At 28.4% G+C, this 24,006-nt stretch carries 21 protein-coding genes and 2 pseudogenes; 5 read left to right on the top strand and 18 right to left on the bottom strand.

Features of this window, described 5'->3' with window-relative positions:
• Window positions 1–10: 10 nt before the first annotated feature.
• Genes CVOLT_RS01145 through aroQ form a run of 5 tightly spaced genes read right to left on the bottom strand, consistent with a single transcriptional unit; the run spans window position 11 to window position 4,231 of the window.
• Window positions 11–874 carry a P-loop NTPase gene (locus tag CVOLT_RS01145; RefSeq protein ID WP_039665073.1) on the bottom strand — a complete coding sequence of 288 codons (864 nt, stop codon included), beginning with the start codon at window positions 872–874 and terminating at the stop codon, window positions 11–13.
• Window positions 867–2,252, bottom strand: a complete 1,386-nt coding sequence (gene flhF / locus CVOLT_RS01140; RefSeq protein ID WP_039665072.1) for a flagellar biosynthesis GTPase FlhF — start codon at window positions 2,250–2,252, stop codon at window positions 867–869. The genes CVOLT_RS01145 and flhF overlap by 8 nt, the downstream gene beginning before the upstream one ends.
• A gap of 8 nt (window positions 2,253–2,260) precedes the next feature.
• Window positions 2,261–2,734 carry a 2-amino-4-hydroxy-6-hydroxymethyldihydropteridine diphosphokinase gene (gene folK / locus CVOLT_RS01135; protein WP_039665071.1) on the bottom strand — a complete coding sequence of 158 codons (474 nt, stop codon included), beginning with the start codon at window positions 2,732–2,734 and terminating at the stop codon, window positions 2,261–2,263.
• 1 nt (window position 2,735) lies between these two features.
• Window positions 2,736–3,761: a M24 family metallopeptidase gene (locus tag CVOLT_RS01130; RefSeq protein WP_039665070.1), complete on the bottom strand. Its 1,026-nt coding sequence runs from the start codon at window positions 3,759–3,761 to the stop codon at window positions 2,736–2,738.
• Entirely contained in the window at window positions 3,758–4,231 is a 474-nt protein-coding gene (aroQ, locus tag CVOLT_RS01125; RefSeq protein WP_039665069.1) for a type II 3-dehydroquinate dehydratase, read from the bottom strand. Before aroQ ends, CVOLT_RS01130 begins: the two co-directional genes overlap by 4 nt.
• 88 nt (window positions 4,232–4,319) lie before the next feature.
• On the opposite strand from aroQ, the gene mqnF reads away from it, so the two are divergent.
• Window positions 4,320–5,543: an aminofutalosine deaminase family hydrolase gene (gene mqnF / locus CVOLT_RS01120; protein ID WP_039665068.1), complete on the top strand. Its 1,224-nt coding sequence runs from the start codon at window positions 4,320–4,322 to the stop codon at window positions 5,541–5,543.
• Complete coding sequence (gene sppA / locus CVOLT_RS01115) at window positions 5,531–6,424, top strand: signal peptide peptidase SppA (protein WP_039665067.1); 894 nt, start codon at window positions 5,531–5,533, stop codon at window positions 6,422–6,424. Before mqnF ends, sppA begins: the two co-directional genes overlap by 13 nt.
• Before the next feature lie 14 nt (window positions 6,425–6,438).
• On the opposite strand, the gene ribD is transcribed toward sppA, so the two are convergent.
• Window positions 6,439–7,425, bottom strand: a complete 987-nt coding sequence (gene ribD / locus CVOLT_RS01110) for a bifunctional diaminohydroxyphosphoribosylaminopyrimidine deaminase/5-amino-6-(5-phosphoribosylamino)uracil reductase RibD (protein ID WP_039665066.1) — start codon at window positions 7,423–7,425, stop codon at window positions 6,439–6,441.
• Window positions 7,426–7,534: 109 nt separating this feature from the next.
• Between ribD and CVOLT_RS01105 the strand changes: the two genes are divergently transcribed.
• Window positions 7,535–9,463, top strand: a complete 1,929-nt coding sequence (locus CVOLT_RS01105; protein WP_039665065.1) for a motility associated factor glycosyltransferase family protein — start codon at window positions 7,535–7,537, stop codon at window positions 9,461–9,463.
• Between the two features lie 13 nt (window positions 9,464–9,476).
• On the opposite strand, the gene CVOLT_RS01100 is transcribed toward CVOLT_RS01105, so the two are convergent.
• The 12 genes and pseudogenes from CVOLT_RS01100 to CVOLT_RS01050 all read right to left on the bottom strand — a co-directional run bounded on the left by CVOLT_RS01100 (window position 9,477) and on the right by CVOLT_RS01050 (window position 20,823).
• Window positions 9,477–10,796 carry an McrBC 5-methylcytosine restriction system, component McrC gene (locus CVOLT_RS01100; RefSeq protein ID WP_039665064.1) on the bottom strand — a complete coding sequence of 440 codons (1,320 nt, stop codon included), beginning with the start codon at window positions 10,794–10,796 and terminating at the stop codon, window positions 9,477–9,479.
• Window positions 10,789–12,189 (bottom strand): annotated as a pseudogene (locus CVOLT_RS01095) (McrB family protein); the annotation flags it as partial. The gene CVOLT_RS01100 and the pseudogene CVOLT_RS01095, both read right to left, overlap by 8 nt.
• 111 nt (window positions 12,190–12,300) lie before the next feature.
• A pseudogene (locus CVOLT_RS08195) lies at window positions 12,301–12,498 on the bottom strand (HTH-like domain-containing protein); the annotation flags it as partial.
• 145 nt (window positions 12,499–12,643) lie between these two features.
• Window positions 12,644–13,066 (bottom strand): ribosome maturation factor RimP, encoded by a 423-nt coding sequence (gene rimP, locus CVOLT_RS01090; protein WP_039665063.1) that lies wholly within the window; start codon window positions 13,064–13,066, stop codon window positions 12,644–12,646.
• Entirely contained in the window at window positions 13,056–13,418 is a 363-nt protein-coding gene (gene rbfA, locus CVOLT_RS01085) for a 30S ribosome-binding factor RbfA (protein ID WP_039665062.1), read from the bottom strand. The genes rimP and rbfA overlap by 11 nt, the downstream gene beginning before the upstream one ends.
• Window positions 13,415–16,039: a translation initiation factor IF-2 gene (gene infB / locus CVOLT_RS01080; protein WP_039665061.1), complete on the bottom strand. Its 2,625-nt coding sequence runs from the start codon at window positions 16,037–16,039 to the stop codon at window positions 13,415–13,417. Before infB ends, rbfA begins: the two co-directional genes overlap by 4 nt.
• Window positions 16,020–16,286: a YlxR family protein gene (locus tag CVOLT_RS01075; protein ID WP_084059194.1), complete on the bottom strand. Its 267-nt coding sequence runs from the start codon at window positions 16,284–16,286 to the stop codon at window positions 16,020–16,022. The genes infB and CVOLT_RS01075 overlap by 20 nt, the downstream gene beginning before the upstream one ends.
• Window positions 16,287–16,310: 24 nt before the next feature.
• Window positions 16,311–17,189, bottom strand: coding sequence for a homoserine kinase (gene thrB, locus CVOLT_RS01070; protein ID WP_039665059.1), 879 nt, complete (start codon window positions 17,187–17,189; stop codon window positions 16,311–16,313).
• Between the two features lie 7 nt (window positions 17,190–17,196).
• A complete protein-coding gene (locus tag CVOLT_RS01065) occupies window positions 17,197–17,604 on the bottom strand; it encodes a glycoprotease (protein ID WP_039666220.1) in 408 nt (135 codons plus the stop codon).
• 41 nt (window positions 17,605–17,645) lie between these two features.
• Window positions 17,646–18,530: a UDP-3-O-acyl-N-acetylglucosamine deacetylase gene (lpxC, locus tag CVOLT_RS01060; protein ID WP_039665058.1), complete on the bottom strand. Its 885-nt coding sequence runs from the start codon at window positions 18,528–18,530 to the stop codon at window positions 17,646–17,648.
• Window position 18,531: 1 nt separating this feature from the next.
• Window positions 18,532–19,911 (bottom strand): peptidoglycan metallopeptidase Pgp6, encoded by a 1,380-nt coding sequence (gene pgp6, locus CVOLT_RS01055; protein WP_039665057.1) that lies wholly within the window; start codon window positions 19,909–19,911, stop codon window positions 18,532–18,534.
• A gap of 84 nt (window positions 19,912–19,995) precedes the next feature.
• Complete coding sequence (locus CVOLT_RS01050) at window positions 19,996–20,823, bottom strand: chorismate mutase / prephenate dehydrogenase (RefSeq protein WP_039665056.1); 828 nt, start codon at window positions 20,821–20,823, stop codon at window positions 19,996–19,998.
• An 80-nt stretch (window positions 20,824–20,903) separates the two neighbouring features.
• Between CVOLT_RS01050 and bamA the strand changes: the two genes are divergently transcribed.
• Both bamA and accD read left to right on the top strand, forming a co-directional pair.
• The gene (gene bamA, locus CVOLT_RS01045; RefSeq protein WP_039665055.1) at window positions 20,904–23,120 is read left to right on the top strand and encodes an outer membrane protein assembly factor BamA; all 2,217 of its coding nucleotides are present in this window, start codon (window positions 20,904–20,906) and stop codon (window positions 23,118–23,120) included.
• A 41-nt stretch (window positions 23,121–23,161) separates the two neighbouring features.
• Entirely contained in the window at window positions 23,162–24,004 is an 843-nt protein-coding gene (gene accD / locus CVOLT_RS01040; protein WP_039665054.1) for an acetyl-CoA carboxylase, carboxyltransferase subunit beta, read from the top strand.
• Window positions 24,005–24,006: the final 2 nt, after the last annotated feature.

Here is a 24,006-nt window from a genome sequence, read left to right as displayed (position 1 = left end):
TCCTTCAATCCTAAAAACGATCCAAAAGCTTTTTGAAAAAGCTCATAATGCTTTTATCACCTATATTTTTAAGCACTTTTTGTTCCAACCTATACAAAAGCTTAGAAGCTATAGCTTTGAGCTCATCGCTTGCATTAGTATCTTCATCACTAAATAAAGTTCGTTTTTTAATACTTGAACTTATATCTTTACTTTGAGCTAAAAAGCCTAAAAATTCCAAATCTAAATTGTGTTTTATATTGATACTTGCTACTTTTTTAATATTATCAAAAATTCTTAAAGCTTCACTTTCATTTTTGACTACATTAAATACCATTAATAAATTTTCTTTAGTTTTTGAAGTGGTTTTTATAGTCGCATAAGCATCAGTGATAGCAGCAGGATCAGGAACGGTAATCACTATAACCTCATCTGACATTTCCAAAAAATTACCTATATTTCCACCAATACCTGCTCCTGTATCAATGATTAAAAAATCTAAATCATCCAAAATGCTAGTTTGGTTTAAAAATCTCTCATAAATATTTTTATCATTATATTTTAAAATCTCATCTCCACTTTCACCGGGAATAAGCCACAAATTTGGCTTAACCTCAATTAAAATATCTTCTAATGAGCACTCACCCTTTAAAACATGTAAAAGATTTTTTTCCACACGCACATTTAAAATCACATCTAAATTTGCAAGCCCAATATCTGCATCAAAAAGCCCTACTTTGTAGCCATTTTTAGATAAAATATTTCCTAAATTTGCACTAAAAGTACTTTTACCAACACCACCTTTGCCACTAGTTACAGCAATAAAATGAGTTTGTTTAGTACTAGTTCTTTCATCTTTTATTAAATCTTTTAATTTTTCTGCTTGATTACTCATTTTCATCCCTTTTAAAACCCTCTAATACACAACGCACTAAAAAGTCACTACTAGCCATTTCTATATCATCAGGAACTTCTTGTCCTATAGAAAAAAAGCTCATTGGAGTGTTAGTTTCATATAATAATGAAAAAACATTTCCAAAAACCTTTGTTTCATCAAATTTAGTAATGATTAAAGTATCTATATTTAAAAATGAAAAATTATTATAAGTTTCTAGCAAATCTTCATATTTTGTATTAGCCGAAAGGACTAAATTTACATCAATTTGCGCATTAGAATGCGATAAAAATTCTTTAGTTTTTTCAAGTTTTGCTTTATCGTACTGAGAATTTCCTGTTGTATCTACTAAAATCACCTCACAAGTATTTAAACTTCTTATAGCATCATCTAAATCAGATGGCTCAATACTATCAATAATAGGTAATTTCATCATCTTAGCATATTGAAAAAGCTGCTCTACTGCCCCAATTCTATAAGTATCTAGCGTAATAATCCCTGTTTTATAGCGTCTATCTCCATAAGCATAACGAAAAGCTAGCTTTGCTAAAGTAGTTGTTTTTCCTACTCCTGTTGGCCCCACTAACATCATAATTTTTTGCTTTTTTATTTCATTTTCTAAACGACAAGGAAGCATATTTCTTAAAAGTGAGTAAAAATATCTTTGAACTGCTTCTTGATTTGCTTTCATAGTGCTTGGCATATTTTCAATAGTAGCTTTCATAATCGCTTCTAAATGAGCTTCTTGCATACCACTTGCCTTAGCTTGTTTATAAATACTTGCAAATTCAGGTGGTATGACAAGTTCTTTGCGCAAATCTGCTTTATCATCCCACATCATATCTACAAGTAAATTCATTTTATCATTAAGCTTATTCATTTGTTTTTCAAATGCTTCAATCTTTTTATCATAATTTGCATTACTTGGCATAGAAAAATCCTGATAATTAGAAACCTTGCTAATTTCTGAACTAACTTGAGAAAGTTTATTTTTTAAATTTAAAAAATTATCATCTTTTTTATCACTACTAGTGTAAGGATTGATAGGTTTTTGCTTTGCTTTTGAAGAAAAATCTAGCACTACATCTTCTTCTTTTTTTTCATCTTCTTGTAAAGGAGTTTGAATTTTTGACTCAGGAAAATTAGCTATACTTGGTTTTTTCTTAGGTGGCAGGGGTTTGTTATTTTGTCTTAAATGCTCTTCATAATCAGCTTCTTCTATCGCTACAATTACTTCATATAAAGGTTTTTGATTAATTGTTTTTGGTCTAATTTGTTTATTAGTTACAATTAAAGCTTTATCACCATAATCTTGTTTTACCTTAGGTATAATCTCATCTGTGCTTTCAACCGTAAAAGTATGAATTAATTGTCCCATGTTTTTCCTTATCTTAACAAGCCCAAAGGCAAAGTTACACTAATTCTATCATTTACCCCTATATGAGGCACTGTGCAATACTCATCTTTTCTTGCTTTCTTTGAAAAATATAACAAATCCAAATCCAGCGTTCTAGGAGCATTTTTAAAAGTTCTTTTTCTTTTGAATTTAAACTCATAAAAAAACAAAACTTTTAAAAGTGCTCTTGCATGCAAGCTAGTGCTTACTATCATCACAGCATTAGTAAAGTCTTTTTGATCTTCAAAACCAAAGGCTTTATTTATCAAAAATGGCGAGGTTTGCAACACTTGCAAGCGTCTATCTTGCATTAAAAGTCTAAAAAAAGCCAAAAAGCGTTTTTTTTCATCTTCTATATTGCTTCCTAAACCTATAATGGCTATGTATTTTCCTCTTTTTTTTTCATTCGAATAAAAAGGAAAAAAACGATTTTTTTCTATCCTTCTAGCTCCTTTAATTAACAAATTACAATACCACCGCCTTTTCTTTAGTCAGATAAACCATATCTTCGATTCTAATTCCTAGTTTATCTTGGATATAAATTCCAGGCTCGATAGTAAAAACCATTCCTTCTTTTAACTCCAAATTACTTCTTGGGCTAATGTTTGGAAGCTCGTGTATATCAAGCCCTACTCCATGACCTAAACTATGTATAAATTCTTTCTCAAAGCCTGCATTTTTTATAACTTCTCTAGCTATAAAATCAAGCTCACTTGCCTTCATGCCAACACGCGCTTTTTCTATGGCTTTAAGTTGAGCTTGTTTAACTACTTCATAAATTTGTGCTATTTCTTTGTCTTTAAAATTAGGCTTATCTTTGTCAAAAATTATTCCATTCTCATCAAAACAAGCTGTTCTAGTACGATCAGAACAATACCTTTGATACACCACCCCAGCATCAACTAATAACAAATCTCCAAATTCTAATTTTTTCTCACTTGGTAAAGCATGAGCCTTGGCTGCATTTTCATTAATCGCCACAATAGGAGAAAACGAAAGTCCTAATTTTCCTTTTTTTTGAAAAATTTCACATGCTTTAAACCAAAGCTCTTTTTCGCTTTTACCATGCCCTTCTTTGCTAATAAATTTAGCAAATTCATCAAAGCATTCTTTCCCAAAATTCACGCTCTTTTGTAAAATTTCTAATTCTTGAGCAGTTTTTATAATGCGTTTGTTTTTGCTTAAGTCTAATTTTTCTTCAAATTCTATAGTGCTATCTTTACTAAGCTCTTTAAAATCAAAACAAGTGAAATCTTTTAGATCAAAACTTATTTTTTTAATAGCATTATTTGTTAATAATTCTCTTGCCTTAGCAAATAAATCTTGAGCTAATACAACTTGAGCATTTTTTACAAATTCTTTTGCTTCAAATACATATCTAGCATCAGTAATAAAAAATGCTTCATTTTCTAATTTTAAAAACAAAGCATTATCGCAAGAATATCCGCACTCATAAAAAAGCGCATTCTCGTTTTTTAAAATATAATTCATTGATTTTGTTGAGCTTGTGCTGCTTTGTGAGCATTAATTCTTTCAAAAATTTGAAAAAGTCCCATTAACGCCATATGATAACCAAAAGGACCAAAACCTATAATACTACCTGCACAAACTGGTGCTATCATGCTTTTTTGTCTAAATTCTTCTCTTCTATAAGTATTGCTAATATGCACTTCAATCACAGGTAAATTAATCGCTGCAATTGCATCGCGAATCGCTATAGAAGTGTGCGAGTAAGCAGCTGCATTGATAATTATACCATCAACACTTCCCATGCATTCTTGAATTTTATCCACCAATTCTCCCTCAAAATTGCTTTGAAAAAATTCAATTTCAACATTGGATTGTTGTGCAGCCATTTTCATTTGTTCATGGATATCGTCCATTTTCATATTGCCATAAATATGAGTTTCTCTAATGCCTAGCATATTTACATTTGGACCTTGTATAACCATAACTTTCATTCTTCAAACCTTTTTAGCAAAATTTACTATATTATAACATTTTAAAGCTAAATTTTAGCTACAATTTCCCTTTTATTAAGGATAATACATGTATATAATAGCCCCTAAAATGATTTTTGTTTGCGATGATGATTTTAGTATATTAAAAGATCAAGCTTTGCTATTTGATGAAAAAATTTTACAAATAGATACTTTAGAAAATTTACAAAAAAATTATCCTCAAGCAAGGCTTATTGATATAGATAAAAACTCTATTCTTTTACCTGCTTTTATCAATCCTCATACGCATTTAGAATATAGTGCAAATAATGGAAATTTAGTATTTGGAGATTTTTTAGCTTGGCTAGAAAGTATTTTTACAAATCGCTTTGATTTAAGCCAAAAAGCTAAAGAAAATTTAATCTTAAAAAACATTCAACAAATGCTAAAAAGTGGCACAAGCACTATAGGAGAAATATCAAGTTTTGGCACCGATTTAACATCTTGTGTAAAATCTCAAGCAAGAATCATATTTTTTAATGAAATTTTAGGATCAAATGAAACTTTTATAAAAGAAAAAGAAGAAGAATTTTTAAAAAGATACAACGATAGCTTAAAATTTAAAAGCTCCAAATTTATCCCTGCTATATCTATACATTCTCCATATTCTACGCATCCTAAACTTGCTCAATTTGCACTCAATATCGCTAAAAAAAATAAACACTTAGTTTGCACTCATTTTCTAGAAAGCAATCATGAAAACAATTGGCTACGCTTTCAAAAAGGAAAATTTAAAAAAAGTTTAGCCAAATTCACCAAAAACCCAAAACCTTTTTATACTCCTGCAAGTTTTTTAAAACTTTTTGAAGGTCACAGAACTTTATTTACCCATTGTGTATATTTAAAAGAATTTGAAAATTTGGATAAAAATTTACACTCAATCACTCATTGTGTGATGTCAAATAGATTATTAAGCAAAAAAACATTTAATTTAAAACAAAATTTAAAAAAAGGTATTAACATACACCTTGGAAGTGATGGTTTAAGCTCAAATGTATCACTAAGCATACTAGATGAAATGCGAGCAAATTTATTAATCCATAGTGATTTTGAATTAGAAAAATTTGCTAAAATATTGCTTTTAATGGCAACAAATAAAGCCGCTAAAGCTTTAGATTTAAATTTAGGAGAAATCAAAAAAGGTAAAATTGCTGATTTTAGTATTTTTAAACTACCAAATAGTGCTAATTTAGAGCAACTTCCTTTGCAATTTATCCTACAAAGTAAAGAAGTTTCAAAAATATTTATCGAAGGAAAAGAATGCAAATTATAAAATCATTTTTTAAAGGCATAGGCAAAATCATCTCTTTTATAAACACTTATTTTAAGACTTTTGTGTTTTTATTTATAGTTTTTTTAATCCTTTCTCCAAGCTCTGAAAATACAAAACTTTCTAATGCCAATTTAGCTCAAATCAACTTAAAAGGCGAAATTAGCGATGCGAGTAATCTTTTAGAGCAAATTTATAAACTCAAAGATGATGAAGCTATAAAAGGAGTATTATTTTACATCGATAGTCCTGGTGGAGCATTTGCTCCAAGTATGGAAATAGCCTTAGCTATACAAGATTTAAAAGCTAAAAAACCTGTCATAGCATATGCTGGTGGAACCATAGCTAGCGGAAGTTATTTAAGTGCTGTAGGAGCCAATACCATCATTGCTAATCCTGCTAGTTTTGTAGGGTCTATTGGGGTGATTATGCAAGGTTTTAATGCAAGCGAGTTAGCTCAAAAAATAGGCATAAGCGATCAAACCATAAAAGCTGGAACATACAAAGAAGCTGGAACTTTCATGCGACAATGGAGCGAAAAAGAAAAAGAATTTTTACAAAATTTAGCCGATCAAAGCTATATGCTATTTACAAATTTTGTAGCTAAAAATCGCGATTTAGATCTAAATCAAACACAAATTTGGGCTGATGCAAAAGTATTTTTAGCTGATGAAGCTTTAAAATTAAAATTAATTGATAAAGTGGGAAACTATGAACTTGCTAAAAAAGAATTAGAAAAATTAGCCAAAGTAAAAAATCCTATCTGGCAAAAAGAAGATGCTATAGATAAATTCTTAAAAAGATTAGAAGAACAAAGTGCAAGTTTTTTTGCAAATACCTTAACGCAAATTTTCACCCAACTAAACTCGCAAAAAATTTACTAAAACCAAAAAAGGTTTTAGTATTTTTCATAAATTCCATAAGTATCATTTTCTAAAAAGCCTTTGTATAAAGGTTTTAATTTCATATCTAGCTTGACATTTTCAAAAGTATTTAAATTTGAACTTGAAAAAATCAAAAACATATCCATTTCATCTTTGAAAGCTTTTAAAAAATTCTCTCCACCTTCATACATAACAAATTTAGCTTCATTAGGAATGCTTGAAAAAATCTTTCTATTTGGCACACCAAATAAAGGTATAGTTTTATCAAACTCATCTAAATTTTGATGGCTTAATATACATAAATTAGGTGCTTTAGCTTGAGCTAATCTTGCATCCAAAATAGGTCTATCATGCCTTATGGTTTCACCACCTATCACCAATAAATCAAGCTTTGAACGCACAGCATGAACATAGCTTCTACTTGCATTAGAACTTACTATTTTTCCATATGCTGAACCATTTAGCGAAAGAGCAAGTTTAAAAAATTTAAAACTTGATTTTTGCCATTTTAAAAAAGGCTTTAAAAGATCTTTAGCCCTTTGTTTACATATACCTATTTGAACTTCTATGCCATTTTGTTTTAAAAACTTTGCTCCACCACTTGCTATTTGGTGTTCATCTTCTATGGCAATAAAAACTTTTTTAAATCCAAGCTCACTAAAAAGTTTTGCACAAGGTGGAGTTTTTCCTTGATGATTGCAAGGTTCTAAACTCACATAAGCAATGGCATCTTTGAATAAATTTTGATGATTTTTGCAAATAAATTCATGCAAATCATTTGGATTTTTTGGTAGGTTTAAATTTGGATTTAGTTTTTGCAAAGCTATGCTTACAGCCTCAAGCTCTGCATGAGCCTTGCCTGCTTTTTTGTGTGCTTCTATGCTTAAAATTTTACCATTTTTATCCAAAATCACACAGCCCACGGCAGGGTTTGGATAAGTTAAAAATTGATATTTCCAAGCCTCATCAATAGCCAAATTCATATAAAAATCGTGAGTCATACTACCTTCTATCGTTTTATTTTAAAAATATAGCAAAAATATTTTTATATACAATTTATTCACAAGTTGAAATTTGATAGAATAAAAAATAATTTTAATAAGGAACCCCATGCAAAAAGCTTTATTTGAAAAAAATATCCAAGCTTTACAAAATGTAAAACTAAAAGAAAAATTACAAAATTTTAAAAAGAATAATTTTAAAGTTATAGTAGGAAATGATGCATTAGATATTAATTTTATCCATAATGGGGGGGGGTATAGGCTTTATGAAGATGTGCTTTTGCAATTAAATGAAAAATTAAATTTATACAATGATAAATATCTTTTATATCCTGTGCTTTATTTTTATGGATTTGGAAATGGAATTTTATACAAAGCTCTTTTGCAAAATAAAAACAGACAAAAGATTGTTGTTTTTGAAAAAGAATTAGAATTTATTTATTTAAGTTTTCATTATATAGACTTTAGTGAAGAATTAAAAAATGGTGCTTTGATTGTTTTGGATACCAATATAATTAATATCAACTCATATAATGAAATTTGCTCTAATAGTCCTTTTTTTAATTTCTTGCGTGTGTATTTTTTAGATATTCATTGTGATTATTATGAAAAATATCAAGAAGATATTTTAAACACTAATTCTAATATGCAACTTCATATTAAAAGATCAATTTATAGGTATGGAAATGATTCCCAAGACTCTTTAATGGGAATAGAAAATTTTATCTATAATTTACCTAAAATTATTAGTAATTATTCTTTTAAACAATTATGTTTAAAAAGAAAAAAATTAAGCGATATGGCTATTATAGTTTCAACTGGACCTTCTTTGATCAAACAACTTCCTTTGTTAAAACAATATACTAATTATGCTAGTATATTTTGTGCTGATAGTGCTTATCCTATCTTAGCTAAAGAAGGTATAAAACCTGATTATGTTTTATCTTTGGAAAGAGTTAAAGAAACTTCTGAATTTTTTAATAATGATTTTAAAGAATTAGATAAGGATGTGTTGTTTGTATTAAAATCTTTAACCCATCCTAATACTTTTCAATATCTTAATGCAAATAATAGAAAAATAATTCCGGCTACATATTATACTTTTTTTACTCATTTTATAGGATTACACGACTTTGGCTATATGAATATGGGACAAAGCGTTGCGACAATGGCTTATTTTCTAGCTCTACATTTAGAACACAAAAACATCATTTTTATAGGACAAGACTTAGCTTATGCAAAAGATGGTTCTTCTCATCCTAAAGAGTATTATTATGGACAATATGACACCTATGATCCAAAAGATATTTCATATCATTTAACTACCATAGCCTATGGTGGGCAAGATAAAGTTTTTACAAATGAAATCTGGATGCTTTTTAAAACACAAATAGAAGAAGCTGTATTTAATGCAAAAACATATCTAAATACCACAACCTATAATTGCACCGAAGGTGGAGCTAGGATAAAAGGAACCATAGAAAAACCTTTCAAACAAATATGCGAACAATTACTAACAAAAAAACTTAATAAGCCTTTTGTAAAACTTGAAAAATTAAATCAAAATAAACAAAAAGAATTAATGTTAAAAGCGTTTTATAAAGTGTATAAAGCTATAAAAATTTGTAATACTTTAGAAAAAGAATGCTTGCATCTTTATAACACTTTAATTTTTTTAAGCAATGATGAGAAAAATTTTAAAAATGTTATAGAACAATTAGATTATTTTAAAAGTAAAATAGAAAAAATTTTAATTTTAAAAGAACTTATAAATCCTCTAAATACCCAATTTGAACTCAACTTAGCTCGAATTTATGTATTAAATCCTAAAACAAAAGAAGATGCTTTTAACAAAACCTTACTTTGGATTAAAGAGCATTTAGAATGGATTTTAATGTTAAAGGATCACATAAAAGCATTAAAGATTACTTTAGAAAAAAATATTATCAATTTAGAAAAAGAACTTGAAAATCAAAATTTACATCAATATGTTCAAAAAATAAAAAAAGTTAAATTATATTTTAAGGATTTGGGGTAGGGTTTAGAAAATTTCAAAAAGGTAAAGGTGCAAAAAATATTTGCACCTTTATACCACATTTTTCACTTTCAAAGTATAAATGATCATTTGCTTTAAATTCTAATTCTTTTATTCTGTTTTTTAGCTCATTTGTTCTTTCACAAAGTGGATAAACAAGCTTTATATCATTTATCTTAAATTTACAAGCATAAGCAAACATTTGATACAAATCACTCTGTGCTATGCCATGCTTTTTATCTTCACTATTTTGATCTGGAATTTTCCATTTGGTATCTAAAATCATTTCATCTTCTATATACAAATCAGGCTTTAGCATAAAACAATTTTCGCCATTTTTTGAGATTAAATACTTCCCACTACTTTGAGTTTTGATATTTTTATTTGGATTTGCAAATTTAAACATATAAGCTACATAATCTTCAAAGATTTTCTCCATAGGAAAAAGCAAGGCAAAAGCTTCTTTTTGACCTTTATAAGGTGTAAAGCTTTGATTTTGTAAAAAAATTTTACACCAAGAAAGTATATTTTCATAATAATCAAAATGTCTTGAAATTTTATAATCAAAGTCTTTTGCATAATTTGTAGAAAATTCCACCTCATCTAGCATTTGCAAAGCTTTTGTGATTTTGAATTTATACATAGTTGTTTTTGATTTTAAAAAATTTAGTGTTGATTTTATCAAACGATTTGGAGCTATATCCAAAATAAATTCATCACTTTGGGTAAAAAATCTTTCTTTATGGACTAAATTTTGTTTAATATTTTCATTAAAAAGCAGCTTTCCTTTCAAAAAAGCTCTATTTTCTTCAACACTTACATAATCTCTTTTTAAACCTTTTGTAATAACACTATCAAACTCATCTAAAAACATCTTAATGAAAATCTCAAACAAAGGCATTTTAGAAATTTGCAAAGATGAAATTTGAGATTTTTTAAATGGAGAATTTTTTAAAGTTTTTAGCATATTGATTAAAAGAATTTTAGGATTAAATTTAAAATTTTCTCCATAAAAATCATAATTTTTAGGTGTATTATCCAATTTGTAGTATTTTTTTAGTTTTTCTTTATCGTGACTTGAAGAATCATCTTCTTTATAACTATCTAAATCCGTGCATTTTGGTAAAATTTCTAAAACACCGCTTTTTGTTTGTATAATGCCAACATAATTTTTAGCTTTTAAGGTATTTTTATTTTTAAATCCTAAAAAATTTTCATTATCTTTGGCAAAATTTTCTAATTCTTCATAAAAAATTTCAGCCTTTTCTTTGAAAATTTCTTTTAAATCTTCTTTAGAAAAAGCTTGGTGTTCTATGATGGAAAAAGTGCTATTCATTTTCGTTTTTTAATCTATTTGCTATTTTATCATCATAAATTGCTTGATATATTTCTATTTTATCCCAAATTTCATCATCAAATGAAACAATATTGTAAATACTTCTCTCGCTATCAACACTATCTAGATTTTTTATTTTTTGAAGATATTTATCATCTTTTTTATTTTCAAAAATCATACCATTATCATTTAAAACCATATTTATCAATGCATAATCATTGTAAAAATACTCTTGCAAAAGTGGAATTATTTTGTTTTGAAAAATACTTTTTAATTTTGAAATACTCAAAACATACCAATCTTTTTCATATTCATCAGGCTTAATCCAATTATTTTTATCAAATTTAACAGCTTCACTTATAAAAAACGCATGTCCTATAGTTTTTTCTCTATCTAGTAAAAATTCAATTCTTTTGTTTATACTTATTAAAATATTTTGAAGTATTTCAGCGTAACCTTCTGTTTTAGCATCTTCACCTAGATAATATTCGTCTTTATTAGGATTTTTTACATCCTTACAAACAAAAATATTATTAAGCAAGATGAAGTTTGGCATCATCTCTACAAATTCAAAGCGTCTTCTTAAAGCTGTATCAAGTGAAGTGATGCTTCTATCGGCTGTATTCATAGTCCCTATGATATAAACATTTTTAGGCACTCCAAATTCTTCACCACTATAAGGCAATCTCACCTTTAACTCTTCTGGCTCACCTATCCTTTTACTAGGCTCTATTAAGGTTATAAGCTCACCGAAAATCTTACTTACATTACCACGATTAATCTCATCTATGATGATTATGTAAGGTAAATTTGTTTTTTCATCTTTTTCTTCATAATCTCTTAAACCTTGCGATTTTAAATAATTTAATATAGCTCTAACATACGCTAAATTATATATTTCATCTACACTAGAAGTTTTATATAATTTTTCTATATTATCTATATTTACCGGATAATCTTTATGATTTTTACTCATATCATCAAATTTAATTCTAAATGTTTTTCCACCTCTATATTGAATAGAATATTTTGTATTTGGCAATTTAAAATATTTTTCTGGATTATTGCTATCTTCTTTCGCTTTTTCTTTCAAATCATTTATATAAAAATTAAAACTTTTTATACTATCTCTATTTTCCAAAGCTTTTTTACAAAGATTTTTAAAAATTCCATCTTTTATATCATATTTTACTTCTTGAGAATTTTCATCATTATCTATTATAGGTTTTATACCTTCTACAAATTCTTCATATCCATAACTTTGATGAAAAGTAGTAAAAACTATTTGTCCATTTTTTACATACTCGTCAAATTTCGCTTTTTTATCATATCTATTTTCTAAATTTTCGCCTAAAATTTCTAAAGCTCTATCTATAGTATGATAAGTTTTTCCTGTCCCTGGAGGCCCATAAAGAATTTGATTTAACCTTGGAATATTTTGATTTGTTTTATTTTTATAACCATTGTGATTATATTGGATTATATTGTTTTGATTTAACACATCAGCTAAAGAAATAGCCTTTGCTATTTCAGTTGCATAACTTTCAGGTATATTTGCATATTTAACAATTTCATTGAGACTATTTTTTCTAATTTCTTCTGCAAATTTAATACCAAAATAATGAATATAAGTAACTTTATTTCCTTTGGGTGCATTTTCATACATATCCTTTAATTTTAAACCTAATTCTTCTGTGGTCATTATCGCTCCTTAAGTTAAAAAATAGCTTCAGCACTTAAAAACTAAACATTATGTCTATTTATAGACAATTGAAAAAATTATAGTTTATATAATAAATTAATAAGTTGTTATATATTAATTTGGTAAATATTTATATTTTAATTTATCACCACTGCACAAAAGTTTTAGCTTTTTTTATATCATTAAAATTTATAGTAGTTTTTTCTTGAGTTTCTAAGTTTTCTAAAATTATATTTTCATTTTCAACAGAAAGTATTTTTGCCTCGATTTTTTCTTTTTCATTTGTAGTGATTTTTACGAGTTCATTTATACTTTTTGCAAAATGATCTAATTTGCTTAATTTTCTCTCAAGCCCACAGCTTGAAACTTCTAAAAAATATTCTCCATTTATAGGCGGTTCTACATCAAAAATAGGTGATAAAATTTCACTTAACTTAGCACAATCATCAAGCCTTACACCACCTTCTTTTTGCACATAAATTCTATAAATTTTTTTACCATTTTCACTTACCAACTCATCATCATAAAAACTAAGTCCGACTTCTTTGCACAAAGCTTCAAGATTCATTTCTTTCCTTTTTTATCTTTTCAAAAAGTGCATCCATATGGTTTTGATACTCTAATCTATCATCAAATTTAAAATGAAAATTCGGACATCTATACCATCCTTGCTCACTCATACAATAATTTTGCAAAGCTTTTGAAGCTTTTTTAAGCTGATTTAATATAATTTCTTGTTCATGAGTATTAAAAAACATCTTATCTAAATATACAAAGGCATCATATCTACCTTTTTTACACTCCACATCAACAACGCATAAATTTTTTAAATTTGCATTATCTAAATTTGATAAAGCTTCAGGTATAAGCTCTTTTAAAATGCTTTCTGTGCGAAGCTTTTTAATCTCTGATGGATTCATAAGCTTACTTTTTCCTCAACTTCTTTATAGCTTTCTATATAATCACCCACTCTCATATCATTACATCCTTCTATACCTACACCACATTCATAGCCTTTTGCTACTTCTTTTACATCATCTTTAAAGCGTTTAAGTGAGCTTACATTGCCCTCATATACTACAACACCTTCTCTAATAAGTCTTATCTTAGCTCCACGATTTATAGTGCCTTCTGTTACCATACATCCTGCTATTTGACCTAGTTTTGGCACATTTATAACTTGACGAATTTCAGCTTGGCCAAGTTGCTCTTCTGAGATGATAGGACTCATCATACCACCAAGTAAAGCTTTAACATCGTCTAATAAATTATAAATTACATTATAAGTTTTTATTTCTACACCCTTATCTTTAGCACGCTCTTTAATCTCTCCAGTTGGGCGTATATTAAAACCTATGATAATAGAATTTTCACTAGCACTTGCAAGCTCTATATCGCTTTGCGTTATGCCACCTACTCCGCTATGTATAATATTTACTTTAATTTCATCATTTCTAAGTTTTTCTAAACTAGCCTTAAGCGCCTCTAAAGATCCTTGAACATCGGCTTTTAAAATTACAGGCAATGCTTTTAAACTTCCTTCTTTAATCTTATCTCCAAGTTCATCTATACTTACTTTTGTTGATTTGCTAAGTTCTTTTTGGCGATTATACTCATGGCGTTTATTTGCATATTCTCTTGCTTGTTTATCACTATCTACAACTATTAAAGTTTCACCTGCATCAGCTACTTCACTAAGTCCTATGATAACTCCACATTCACCTGGTTTTATTTCTTTTAAAGGTTTTCCTTGATCATCACTCATAGCACGAACTTTACCATAAGCAACACCAGCTACCATAGTATCTCCAACTTTTAAAGTTCCATTTTGAACTATTATAGTAGCTACAGGACCTCTACCTTTTTGAACTGAAGATTCTATGATACTAGCTTTTGCTTTAGTTTTAGGATTTGCTTTTAATTCTAAAATATCAGCTTGGAGTAAAACTATCTCAAGCAAATCTTCTATACCATCACCTTTTTTAGCTGAAACAGGGACAAATTCATAAGATCCACCCCATTCTACTGGCATTATTTCCATTTCAGCAAGCTGAGTTTTTACCATATCTGGATTTGCATTTTCTTTATCCATTTTATTTATTGCTATGATTATAGGCACATTAGCAGCTTTTGCGTGATTTATAGCTTCTTTGGTTTGTGGTTTTACTCCATCATCAGCTGCAACAACTATAATAACAATATCTGTTATACTAGCTCCTCTTGCACGCATAGCTGTAAAAGCTTCATGACCTGGAGTATCTATAAAGGTTATTTTTCTTCCATTTTTTTCTACCATATAAGCACCAACATGCTGAGTTATGCCACCTGCTTCACCACTTGCGATACGAGATTTTCTTATAAAATCAAGTAAAGAAGTTTTACCATGATCAACATGTCCCATAATAGTAATAACTGGTGCTCTTTGGCTTAAATTTTCTTCTACTTGATTTTCATCATAATCTTTTACATAGTCAAATTCATTTGCTTCGTCTATTATATTAATCTCTATACCAAATTCTTCAGCTAAAATTTCTATAGCAGCCTCATCTAAGAAATCATTCTTAGTAGTCATAAGTCCTAGCATAAAAAGCTTTGAAATGATCTCACCTGTATTTTTGCCTATTTTATCAGCAAATTCATAAACGCGAATTTCTTTAGGTATATTAACACTTGTTATAGCTTCACTTTCTTTTTTTTCTATCTTTTTAGGTGGTTTTTTACGACTTCTTCTTTGAATTCCACCTTCGCCAAAAGGATTGATAGAATTATTTAAAGATTGTCTTAAAACACTTGGTTGTTTTTTGTTTAAATTTGCACTTGGTTTTTGTTGCTCTTGAACACTAAAATCAGGTAAAACCACTTCATCTTCATCATCTAATGAAATTTCAGCAAAATCTTTATCGCCTAAAAGATCCATTTTGGTAGTATTTTCTTTTTTACTTGCAACTGGATGATGAGGTTTTTTTTCTTTTTTCTTTTTCTTTAAATTCTCATCAGAATTAGAAAAAATCATACTCAAACTTAAACCTTGAGTATTTTGAGTTGGCTTTTCTTCTTTTTGGGCTAAATTTTCTTTAACTTCTTCTTTTTTCTTTTTAACAATAACCAAACCTCTTCGTTTAGCTAAATTCAAATTTGAACCTAATTTTTCTTCTAATTTAATTTCTTCTTTTTCTTTTTGGGTAATTTCTTCTTTGATAGGATTTGCAATTGTTGCTACTTTTTCTTCTTTTATTTGAGGGATTTTAGTACTAGTTTTGGGTTCTTTTTTGCTAGTTTTTTTCTCTTGTTTTTTGGGTTCTTCTTCTTTTTTGATGGTTTTTTTTGTAGTGCTTTCTTTTTTAGGTTTTTGCATTTTTTTAACCACATCTAAAATTTTACCAGATTGAACATACTCATATATAGCTACTGCTATTTCAGAAGATACTTTCTTATTGGGTGATTTTATATCTTCTAAGCCCATTTCAACTGCTTTTTCTATGATCTCTTTGCTTGAGTATCCTAATTCTTGAGCTATCTCGCTAATCTTTACATCTGCCATTAAAAAATATCTCCTTTAATTCCTGCTGTTTTACACTACCACCAAAACTACCCTTACTAACTTTTAAAAAAGTTTTTTGCAAGGTCTTGTCATCTTTATTTAAACACAAATTGCAAATATACAAACTTCTTCCAAATTCTACTTTTGTAATAATTTGAGAGTTTTTAATTTGAAATTGGTATAAACTTTGTTTCTCGAAACGACCTTTGCATGCAATGCACATTCTAATGGGTATATGATTTTTCAAAATTATATCTTTTTTTTTAAATTTTTAGCAAATTTTAAAGCCTTCATTGTCAAAATCCAAAAGCTTAACTCGAAAGTTACCAAATTTATTTTTAAGCTTTTCTTGAATATTTTTTGCATCATCATTATAAGCTAAGGTAAAAAAGCTTGAGCCTGAGCCTGAAAGTGTGCTCATAAGGGCATTATTTTGCAAAGAAATTTTTTGTACTTCAAATAAATCAGGCAAAATTTTCATTCTTTGTTCTTGATGAAGCTTATCCAAACTAGCATATTTTAATAAATCATATTTTTTTTCTAAAAAACATGCGGTTAAAAATGAAGAATGACAAAGATTAAAAACCCCTTCACTAAAATTGATTTTTTTTGCTAAAACTGATCTTGATTTTTGAGTATTCATAGGCACATTTGGTATGGTAATGATAGCTTTTAAATCTTTATCTATATTTTTTTTAATGGCTAAAACTTTATCATTTTGTACTATCGAGCACACAAAACCACCAAGTGTAGCTGGAGCTATATTATCTGGATGATTTTCAAATTTTAAAGCTTCGTTTAAAATGGTATTTTTATCTATCTTAAAACCACTCATACCATAAGCACAAGCAATAGCTGCTACAATAACAGCAGAAGAACTCCCCATACCTCTTGATAAAGGAATTTTATTGTAAAAAATAAAACGAAAATTTTCTTTTTTACCGCTTAATCTTTGATAAATTTCATTAAAAATATTAACAAAAGTATTATTTTTTTTAAGGTATATATTATTTTCACCTTCTCCATGCACGCTAATACTAAAAAATTTTGATTTTTCTACTATGGTTTGATTAAAATATCTTAAACTTAAACCTAGACAATCAAACCCTGGACCTAAATTGGCACTTGTAGCAGGAACTAAAATTTTCATTTAAACCTCAATTAATTGCGTCTAAGACATAAAAAGGAGTATTATCCTCACTCAAATTTAAATTTTTCAAACTTTGCGGCATAAAAAATTTCCCAGCTTGTGCTTTTTGTAAGCAAATATCACCTTTTTCATTTTTTACAAAACACAAATGTTTATTAGCTGGTATTGGCTCGTTATTATTTAACTCAAAAGCATTTATGGCTAACAAAGGTATATTTTTAACAATAGCTAAAGTTTTAAACGATACATAGCTAATCTTAATACCCATATACGAACCTGGTCCATGAACATAAATTAATTTTTCAAGCTCATATTTCAAAAGTATTTCTTGCATTATTTTGGGTAAAATTTCACTTACTTTTAAATCATTTTCAATAAGCTCTAGCAAATTCTCATTTTCATAAATTCCAAGCATTAAAGGCTTAGAAATAGCATTTAAAAGCAAAGTAATCTTTTTTATGCAAAAACCTTTTCATAGACTTTTTGAGTGCTTTTTTCTAAGCTTACTACTTCATATGCACTAGAATCTTTTAATAATTCTTTTGTTAAAAGATGATTAAGTTTATGCGAACCTGCATAGGAAGTATAATCTCCAAAAACTCTATATCCAAGCAAAGTCAAATCTCCAATGGCATCTAAAATTTTATGACGCACAAACTCATCTTTAAAACGCAAACCTTCAGGATTTAAAATACGATTATCATCAATTACAACAGCATTTTCCAAACTTCCACCAAGACCTAAATTCATAGCTCTTAACGCTTGAACATCTTTTAAAAAACCAAAAGTCCTAGCTCTTGCTATTTGCTCGATATAATTTTGCTTGCTAAATTCAAAACAATAATTTTGTTTTCCTATGATAGGATTATCAAATTCTATGGTATAGTTTATAATAGGCATATCTGTAGGACTTAAACGAACAAATTTATTACCTTCTTTAACTTCAATAGTTTTTTTAATCACTAAAATTTTCTTTACCTCATCAAGCTCTTTTAAACCCGCTTCATCAAGCATCATACAAAAACCTATACTGCTACCATCCATAACAGGAGCCTCATTAGCGCTTAATACAATACGAATATTATCTATACCATAAGCATTAATAGCACTCATTAAATGCTCTATAGTTGAAATATATCCTCTTTGATCTCCTATTACTGTGGCCATTTTTGTATCAATAACATTTTGAGGTTTAGCTTCATAAGAAATTCCAAGATCACTTCTATAAAAAACTATGCCACTATTTGCCTCTAATGGCTCTAGTTGAATACTAATTGGTTCTCCTTTATGCAAGCCTATGCCTACGCCTTTTACAATCTTTGCTATAGTTGTTTGATTCATCTTATTCACTCAAAATTTTTTTCTTACTTGAATTTAAGACATTATATATATTATCTCTTATCCATTTTGCATCCTGCCATTGCTCAGGACGCACCTCAACTCCTTGAACCAAGACTCCAAAATGCACATGATCTCCAAGTGCTAAACCTGTAGTTCCAGTAGTTCCTATAATCTCTCCTGCTTTGACTTTATCTCCTACATGCACATTCACATCAGTACAATGCCCATAAAGAGTATAAATTCCAAAACCATGATAAACAATGATATTTAATCCATAAATTCCATTTTCTTGGACAAAGACAACTTCACCATCGTTATTACTAACAATAGGAGCTTCTTTAACACTAGCTAAATCAAGCCCCATATGATAAGAATTACTTAAAGGTTCATTATTATAAGAATAAAATCTATGATCAGCATAATCAGCTACTTTTTGAGCATTTTTTAAAGGTATAAAAAGATTGATCTTGAAATTATTAATCATACCATCTGGAACTTTACTTGTAATTTCATGTATCAATACTTCATTAGAATTTCTTAAATCTTCATTGACAAATTTAAATTTTTCAAGTCTAGTTAATTCTTTATCTTTTGGGGCATGTTTTTGAGCTAAAAATTCAATTTTACCATCTATAAATTTATCACTTAATTTTATATTAGATACTCGGTATTTTTTATTAGCAAAATAGTATCTAATTCTTTGTTTATTGATATTTCCTGCTTTATCCTTAGCTACAACATAAGCTCTAAAATTTTCATCTTTAACATCCCAAGGAATCAATGCTGTATAATATCCTTCTTTAACAAAAGGAATTACTTTAAATATCCTATCTTTATCGGTTGTTATATACACATCTTCTAAATTTTCATCACTTGCTTTAAATACTACACTACCTACTCCACCTTGTTCTATCTGATAAGAATTATTTATAATATCTACTGTAGGATTTTTTGTATCTACTATGATTTTTATCTCTTTAGAGGCAATATTTCCCAAGAAAAGATTCCAAAAGCTATTATCGCTAGCTTCGATTAAAAGCTTATATGAATTTATTTTTTCTTTATAAGCTAATTTTGGAAGTTTTAAATCAAAGCGTATATTTTTCTTTTTTCCTTGAACTTTTTCATTGACTAAAATTTGGCCATTTAGTTCATTGTCTTTAAATAAAGTTACTTTTACATCTTTTAGGGTTATTTTATCATCAATTTCTATAGTAATTGGATCATTTAAATTGCTATATATGACATCTGATTTGGTTTTTATAATAGGAGCTCCTCTTTCAAACCATCCTGTATTTAAAACAAAAGCAACTATAACAATGAGCACCAAAAATACCAAGAAAAACCATTTTTTATTTGATCTTTTACGAGCAAAAACCATTTCTACCTTCAATTCTTAAAAATTTAATTTTTACTATACAATATATTATTCTATAGCAAATTAAGAGTAAATTAGTAGATAAAATTATAAAATTTCTCTTAATTTATTTGCATCTTTTATCCAAGTTTGAAGTTCATGAGCATCACTTTTTTCTATCATTTCTTTACATTCTTGTAATTCTTTTTGAAACAAAGCTATGCAATTTAACAAATTTTGCTTATTTTGTTGAAAAATTCCACTCCACATTTTTGGATTTGACTTAGCAATTCTACACATATCTTTAAAAGAAGGACCTCCAAGATGAGCTATATTTTTTTTATTTTCTTCTTTCATGACAAAATTTGCCAAAGAAAAACTAATTACATGTGGCAAATGAGAGATAATAGCTGTATGATGATCATGAGATATACTATCCATAAATACTAATTTCATCCCTAAATCAGAAAAAATTTCTATAGCTCTTTTTTGGTGTAAATGTGTAGCATTTTCGATATCACAGAGTATGCAAACTGCATTTTTATATAAATCTTTAACCGCAGCATTTGGACCACTATTTTCAGTCCCAGCCATAGGGTGAGCTGCTATAAAATGACTTTTTAAATTAATGGATAAATTTTTTATAAGCTCTTGTTTTGTACTTCCAAGCTCAATAATAGTGCAATCTTGAGTAACATCTTCTAAATCCTTTAAAATGCTAATAATTGCATCTACAGGAATGGCTAAAAAAATCACATCACATTGTTTAATTTTTTCAAAATCTACTATTTTATCTACTAATTTTTTTTCTAGTGCAATTTGCTCAAATTCCTTATTAATATCATATCCACAAACTATATCAATAAGCTTATTTTCTCTTAAACTAATACCCAAAGAACCACCTATTAAACCAAGTCCAACTATACCTACTTTCATAATTTCGCCTTAAAAACTATTGATTAAAAATATTTTGCTATTATAACGCTTTTGTATATAAATTTTTTAGGTAATTACTAATGAAAAAATGGTTTGTATTTTTTGCACTATCGAGTTCACTTTGTGCATCTACTATTAAAGAAATTAAATTTGAAGGTTTATCTCAACTTTCCAAAGAAAGTGCTTTAGCGATTTCAAAATTAAAAATTGGACAAAAAATTAGTGCTGCAAGCATAGACACAGCTGTTAAAAATCTTTTTAGCAGAAATTATTTTAAAGATATAGTTGTAGAAGAAAATAATGGAGTGATTATTTTTAAAGTAGTTGAAAAGCCTTCTATTGGAAAAATAGACATACAAGGAATCGCAAGTAATGATAGAAAACAAATAGAAAATCTTGTGGGCTTAAAACCTGGCCTTTTATATGATGAAAATTCCATTAAAGAATCTATAGAAAAAATAAAACTTTTCTATCAAGCCAAAGGTTTTTATGATACCGTAGTAGAAACAAAAAATGAAAAACTTAGTAATTCTAATGCTTTAAAAGTCACTTTTATCGTTAATCGTGGTGAAAATATTATCATAGAAAATATCCATTTAAGCGGAGCTAAAAAATTAGATTATTCAGACATAGAACCAGCTGTTGCAAACAAACAAAGAGAATTGTTAGGTTGGATGTGGGGATTTAATGATGGAAAACTTAAAATTTTTGATTTAGAAAGCGATAGCTCAAGAATCTCTGATGTATATTTAAAAGAAGGTTATTTAGATGTTAGCGTATCTCCAGCATTTTTAAAAACTTATACTGATACTTACCAAGCTGATTTAACCTATTTTATTAACGAAGGTGAAATTTATAAAGTCAAAGATATTCAAATTTACAATCCTGTTTTTAGCGAGGAAGAAAATAAAAAATTAGCAAAAGATCTTGAGCTAAGCATAGGAAAAAAAGTCAATATAGAAAAATTAAGAAAAGATATAAAAACAATAGAAACAAAAACTGCTGATTTAGGTTATGCTTATACTCAAGTTATACCAGATATTCAAAAAGACAAAGAAAAACATGAAGCTATAATAATTTTTAAAGTCATACCGAATGAAAAAGTTTATATAAGAAATGTTGAAATTTCAGGTAATACAAAAACAGTCGATAGAGTCATTCGTAGAGAGCTTTACCTAACCGAAGGAAATCTTTACAACCGAACAGATTTGATAGATTCACGCAATGCATTAAGAAGAACTGCTTATTTTGAAAATGTAGATATCAAAGAACAAAGAGTTGATGATACTCATATGGACTTGATAGTTGAAGTTAAAGAAGCTTCAACTGGAGCTATATCAGGTGGTATTGGCTATGGCACAAGTGATGGAATTTTACTTAGTGCTTCTTTATCTGATGCAAACATTTTAGGTTCTGGTATGAAAGGTAGTGTTAGCATCGATAAAGGCGATGAAACTTTATCAGGAAGAGTAGCTTTAAAAAATCCAAGAGTTAATGATAGTGATTATTCACTTGGGGGATCTTTATATTCAGATCGTTTTGAATGGGATAGCTATGATGAAAGAAATTATGGTTTTGATATTAGCGTAGGTAAATCTTTAGGAAGATACACTAGTGTAGATCTTACTTATAATCTTGAACAAAGTGATATTTATCATTTAAGTGATCGTTTGATCAATCAAGGTTATAAATTAGGAAAAAGCTATAAAAGTTCTATTGCTCCATCGATTGTATTTAACAATACAGATGATTATTATTTACCAAGATCTGGTTTTATCGCTTCTACTACTTTAGAATATGCAGGATTAGGTGGGGATCAAAAATTTATTAGCTCAACTAGTAAATTTAATTATTATCAAGGTTTAGAAGATTATATAGGCTGGGATTTAATTTATCGTTATAAAGCAAGTTTTTACAAGGTATGGGATCAAGGATATTTACCAATTAATGAAAAATTATACCTAGGTGGTATAGGAACGATTCGAGGTTTTGATAGAAGAAGTGTTAGTCCTAAAAATGCATGGGGAGATGAGACTGGAGGAACTATAGCATTTGCAAATTCTGTAGAGCTTAGTTTTCCTATATTTGATAGAATCAAACTTAGAGGAAGTGTCTTTTTTGATTATGGTACTATAGGAGAAAGCTCGATCACTCAAATTCAAAGATGGAGCACCGGAGTGGGTTTTGAATGGCTAACACCACTTGGGGCTTTAAATTTAGTTTTTGCTAAACCATTTAATACTAAATCAAATGATGATTTAAGCGAATTTGAATTTATGTTGGGTGCAAGATTTTAAAATCTTGTTATAATTTTGAAATTTTATTTTAGGTAGAGATGATGAATTTTTTAGATATTTTTTCTAGTATAAGACGCAAACAAGCAACCCCAAATGAAGCACCAAATCACTGGGTAAAATGTAATTCTTGTCATGCACTAATGTACTATAAAGAAATAGAAACTTCTTATAATGTTTGCCCAAAATGCAATTTTCACATGAGACTTTCTCCATTAAAACGCATAGAATTACTAAGTGATGAAGGCTCTTTTATAGAAATGGATAAAGATTTACATGCTATAGATCCTTTAAAATTTGTTGATAGTAAATCTTATAAAAAAAGATTAGCAGAAAATGAAGAAAAAACAGGTAGAAAAAGTGCTCTTATAAGCGGAGAATGCACTATAGATGGGGTAAAAACTCAGCTTGTTGTTTTTGATTTTTCTTTTATGGGTGGAAGTTTAGGTTCAGTTGAGGGTGAAAAAATTTTAAGAGCGATAGAAAGAGCGATAGAAAAAAAGACTCCTGTAGTAATTGTAAGTGCTAGTGGTGGCGCTAGAATGCAAGAAAGCACTTACTCTTTAATGCAAATGAGTAAAACAAGTGCGGCATTAAAACTTTTAGCTGAAGAAAAATTGCCTTTTATTTCAGTATTAACCGATCCTACTATGGGTGGAGTAAGCGCATCTTTTGCATGGCTTGGAGATATTATCATAGCTGAACCTGGAGCTTTAGTAGGCTTTGCTGGTGCAAGAGTTATTAAACAAACCATAGGAGCTGATTTACCTGAAGGTTTTCAAAGAGCTGAATTTTTACTTGAACATGGCTTAATCGATGCCATAGTAGAAAGAAATGATCATAAAAAATTTATCGGTGATTTTTTAAAATTTTTTTCTAAAAATTAAAA

This window comes from Campylobacter volucris, assembly GCF_008245045.1.
In the GTDB taxonomy this organism is placed as follows: domain Bacteria; phylum Campylobacterota; class Campylobacteria; order Campylobacterales; family Campylobacteraceae; genus Campylobacter_D; species Campylobacter_D volucris.
This window is presented reverse-complemented; position numbering and strand designations above follow the sequence as displayed.

What these genes read in the sequence shown, in the direction of transcription:
- CVOLT_RS01105 (WP_039665065.1), top strand. Translation starts at nt 7,535, where the DNA reads ATGCAAAAAGCTTTATTTGAAAAAAATATCCAAGCTTTACAAAATGTA.
- CVOLT_RS01130 (WP_039665070.1), bottom strand. Translation starts at nt 3,761, where the DNA reads ATGAATTATATTTTAAAAAACGAGAATGCGCTTTTTTATGAGTGCGGA.
- lpxC (WP_039665058.1), bottom strand. Translation starts at nt 18,530, where the DNA reads ATGAATCAAACAACTATAGCAAAGATTGTAAAAGGCGTAGGCATAGGC.
- flhF (WP_039665072.1), bottom strand. Translation starts at nt 2,252, where the DNA reads ATGGGACAATTAATTCATACTTTTACGGTTGAAAGCACAGATGAGATT.
- CVOLT_RS01050 (WP_039665056.1), bottom strand. Translation starts at nt 20,823, where the DNA reads ATGAAAGTAGGTATAGTTGGACTTGGTTTAATAGGTGGTTCTTTGGGT.
- mqnF (WP_039665068.1), top strand. Translation starts at nt 4,320, where the DNA reads ATGTATATAATAGCCCCTAAAATGATTTTTGTTTGCGATGATGATTTT.
- CVOLT_RS01145 (WP_039665073.1), bottom strand. Translation starts at nt 874, where the DNA reads ATGAGTAATCAAGCAGAAAAATTAAAAGATTTAATAAAAGATGAAAGA.
- CVOLT_RS01065 (WP_039666220.1), bottom strand. Translation starts at nt 17,604, where the DNA reads ATGCTTGGAATTTATGAAAATGAGAATTTGCTAGAGCTTATTGAAAAT.
- thrB (WP_039665059.1), bottom strand. Translation starts at nt 17,189, where the DNA reads ATGAAAATTTTAGTTCCTGCTACAAGTGCCAATTTAGGTCCAGGGTTT.
- infB (WP_039665061.1), bottom strand. Translation starts at nt 16,039, where the DNA reads ATGGCAGATGTAAAGATTAGCGAGATAGCTCAAGAATTAGGATACTCA.
- pgp6 (WP_039665057.1), bottom strand. Translation starts at nt 19,911, where the DNA reads ATGGTTTTTGCTCGTAAAAGATCAAATAAAAAATGGTTTTTCTTGGTA.
- accD (WP_039665054.1), top strand. Translation starts at nt 23,162, where the DNA reads ATGAATTTTTTAGATATTTTTTCTAGTATAAGACGCAAACAAGCAACC.
- ribD (WP_039665066.1), bottom strand. Translation starts at nt 7,425, where the DNA reads ATGACTCACGATTTTTATATGAATTTGGCTATTGATGAGGCTTGGAAA.
- rimP (WP_039665063.1), bottom strand. Translation starts at nt 13,066, where the DNA reads ATGAATCTTGAAGCTTTGTGCAAAGAAGTCGGACTTAGTTTTTATGAT.
- sppA (WP_039665067.1), top strand. Translation starts at nt 5,531, where the DNA reads ATGCAAATTATAAAATCATTTTTTAAAGGCATAGGCAAAATCATCTCT.
- aroQ (WP_039665069.1), bottom strand. Translation starts at nt 4,231, where the DNA reads ATGAAAGTTATGGTTATACAAGGTCCAAATGTAAATATGCTAGGCATT.
- CVOLT_RS01100 (WP_039665064.1), bottom strand. Translation starts at nt 10,796, where the DNA reads ATGAATAGCACTTTTTCCATCATAGAACACCAAGCTTTTTCTAAAGAA.
- bamA (WP_039665055.1), top strand. Translation starts at nt 20,904, where the DNA reads ATGAAAAAATGGTTTGTATTTTTTGCACTATCGAGTTCACTTTGTGCA.
- rbfA (WP_039665062.1), bottom strand. Translation starts at nt 13,418, where the DNA reads ATGAATCCATCAGAGATTAAAAAGCTTCGCACAGAAAGCATTTTAAAA.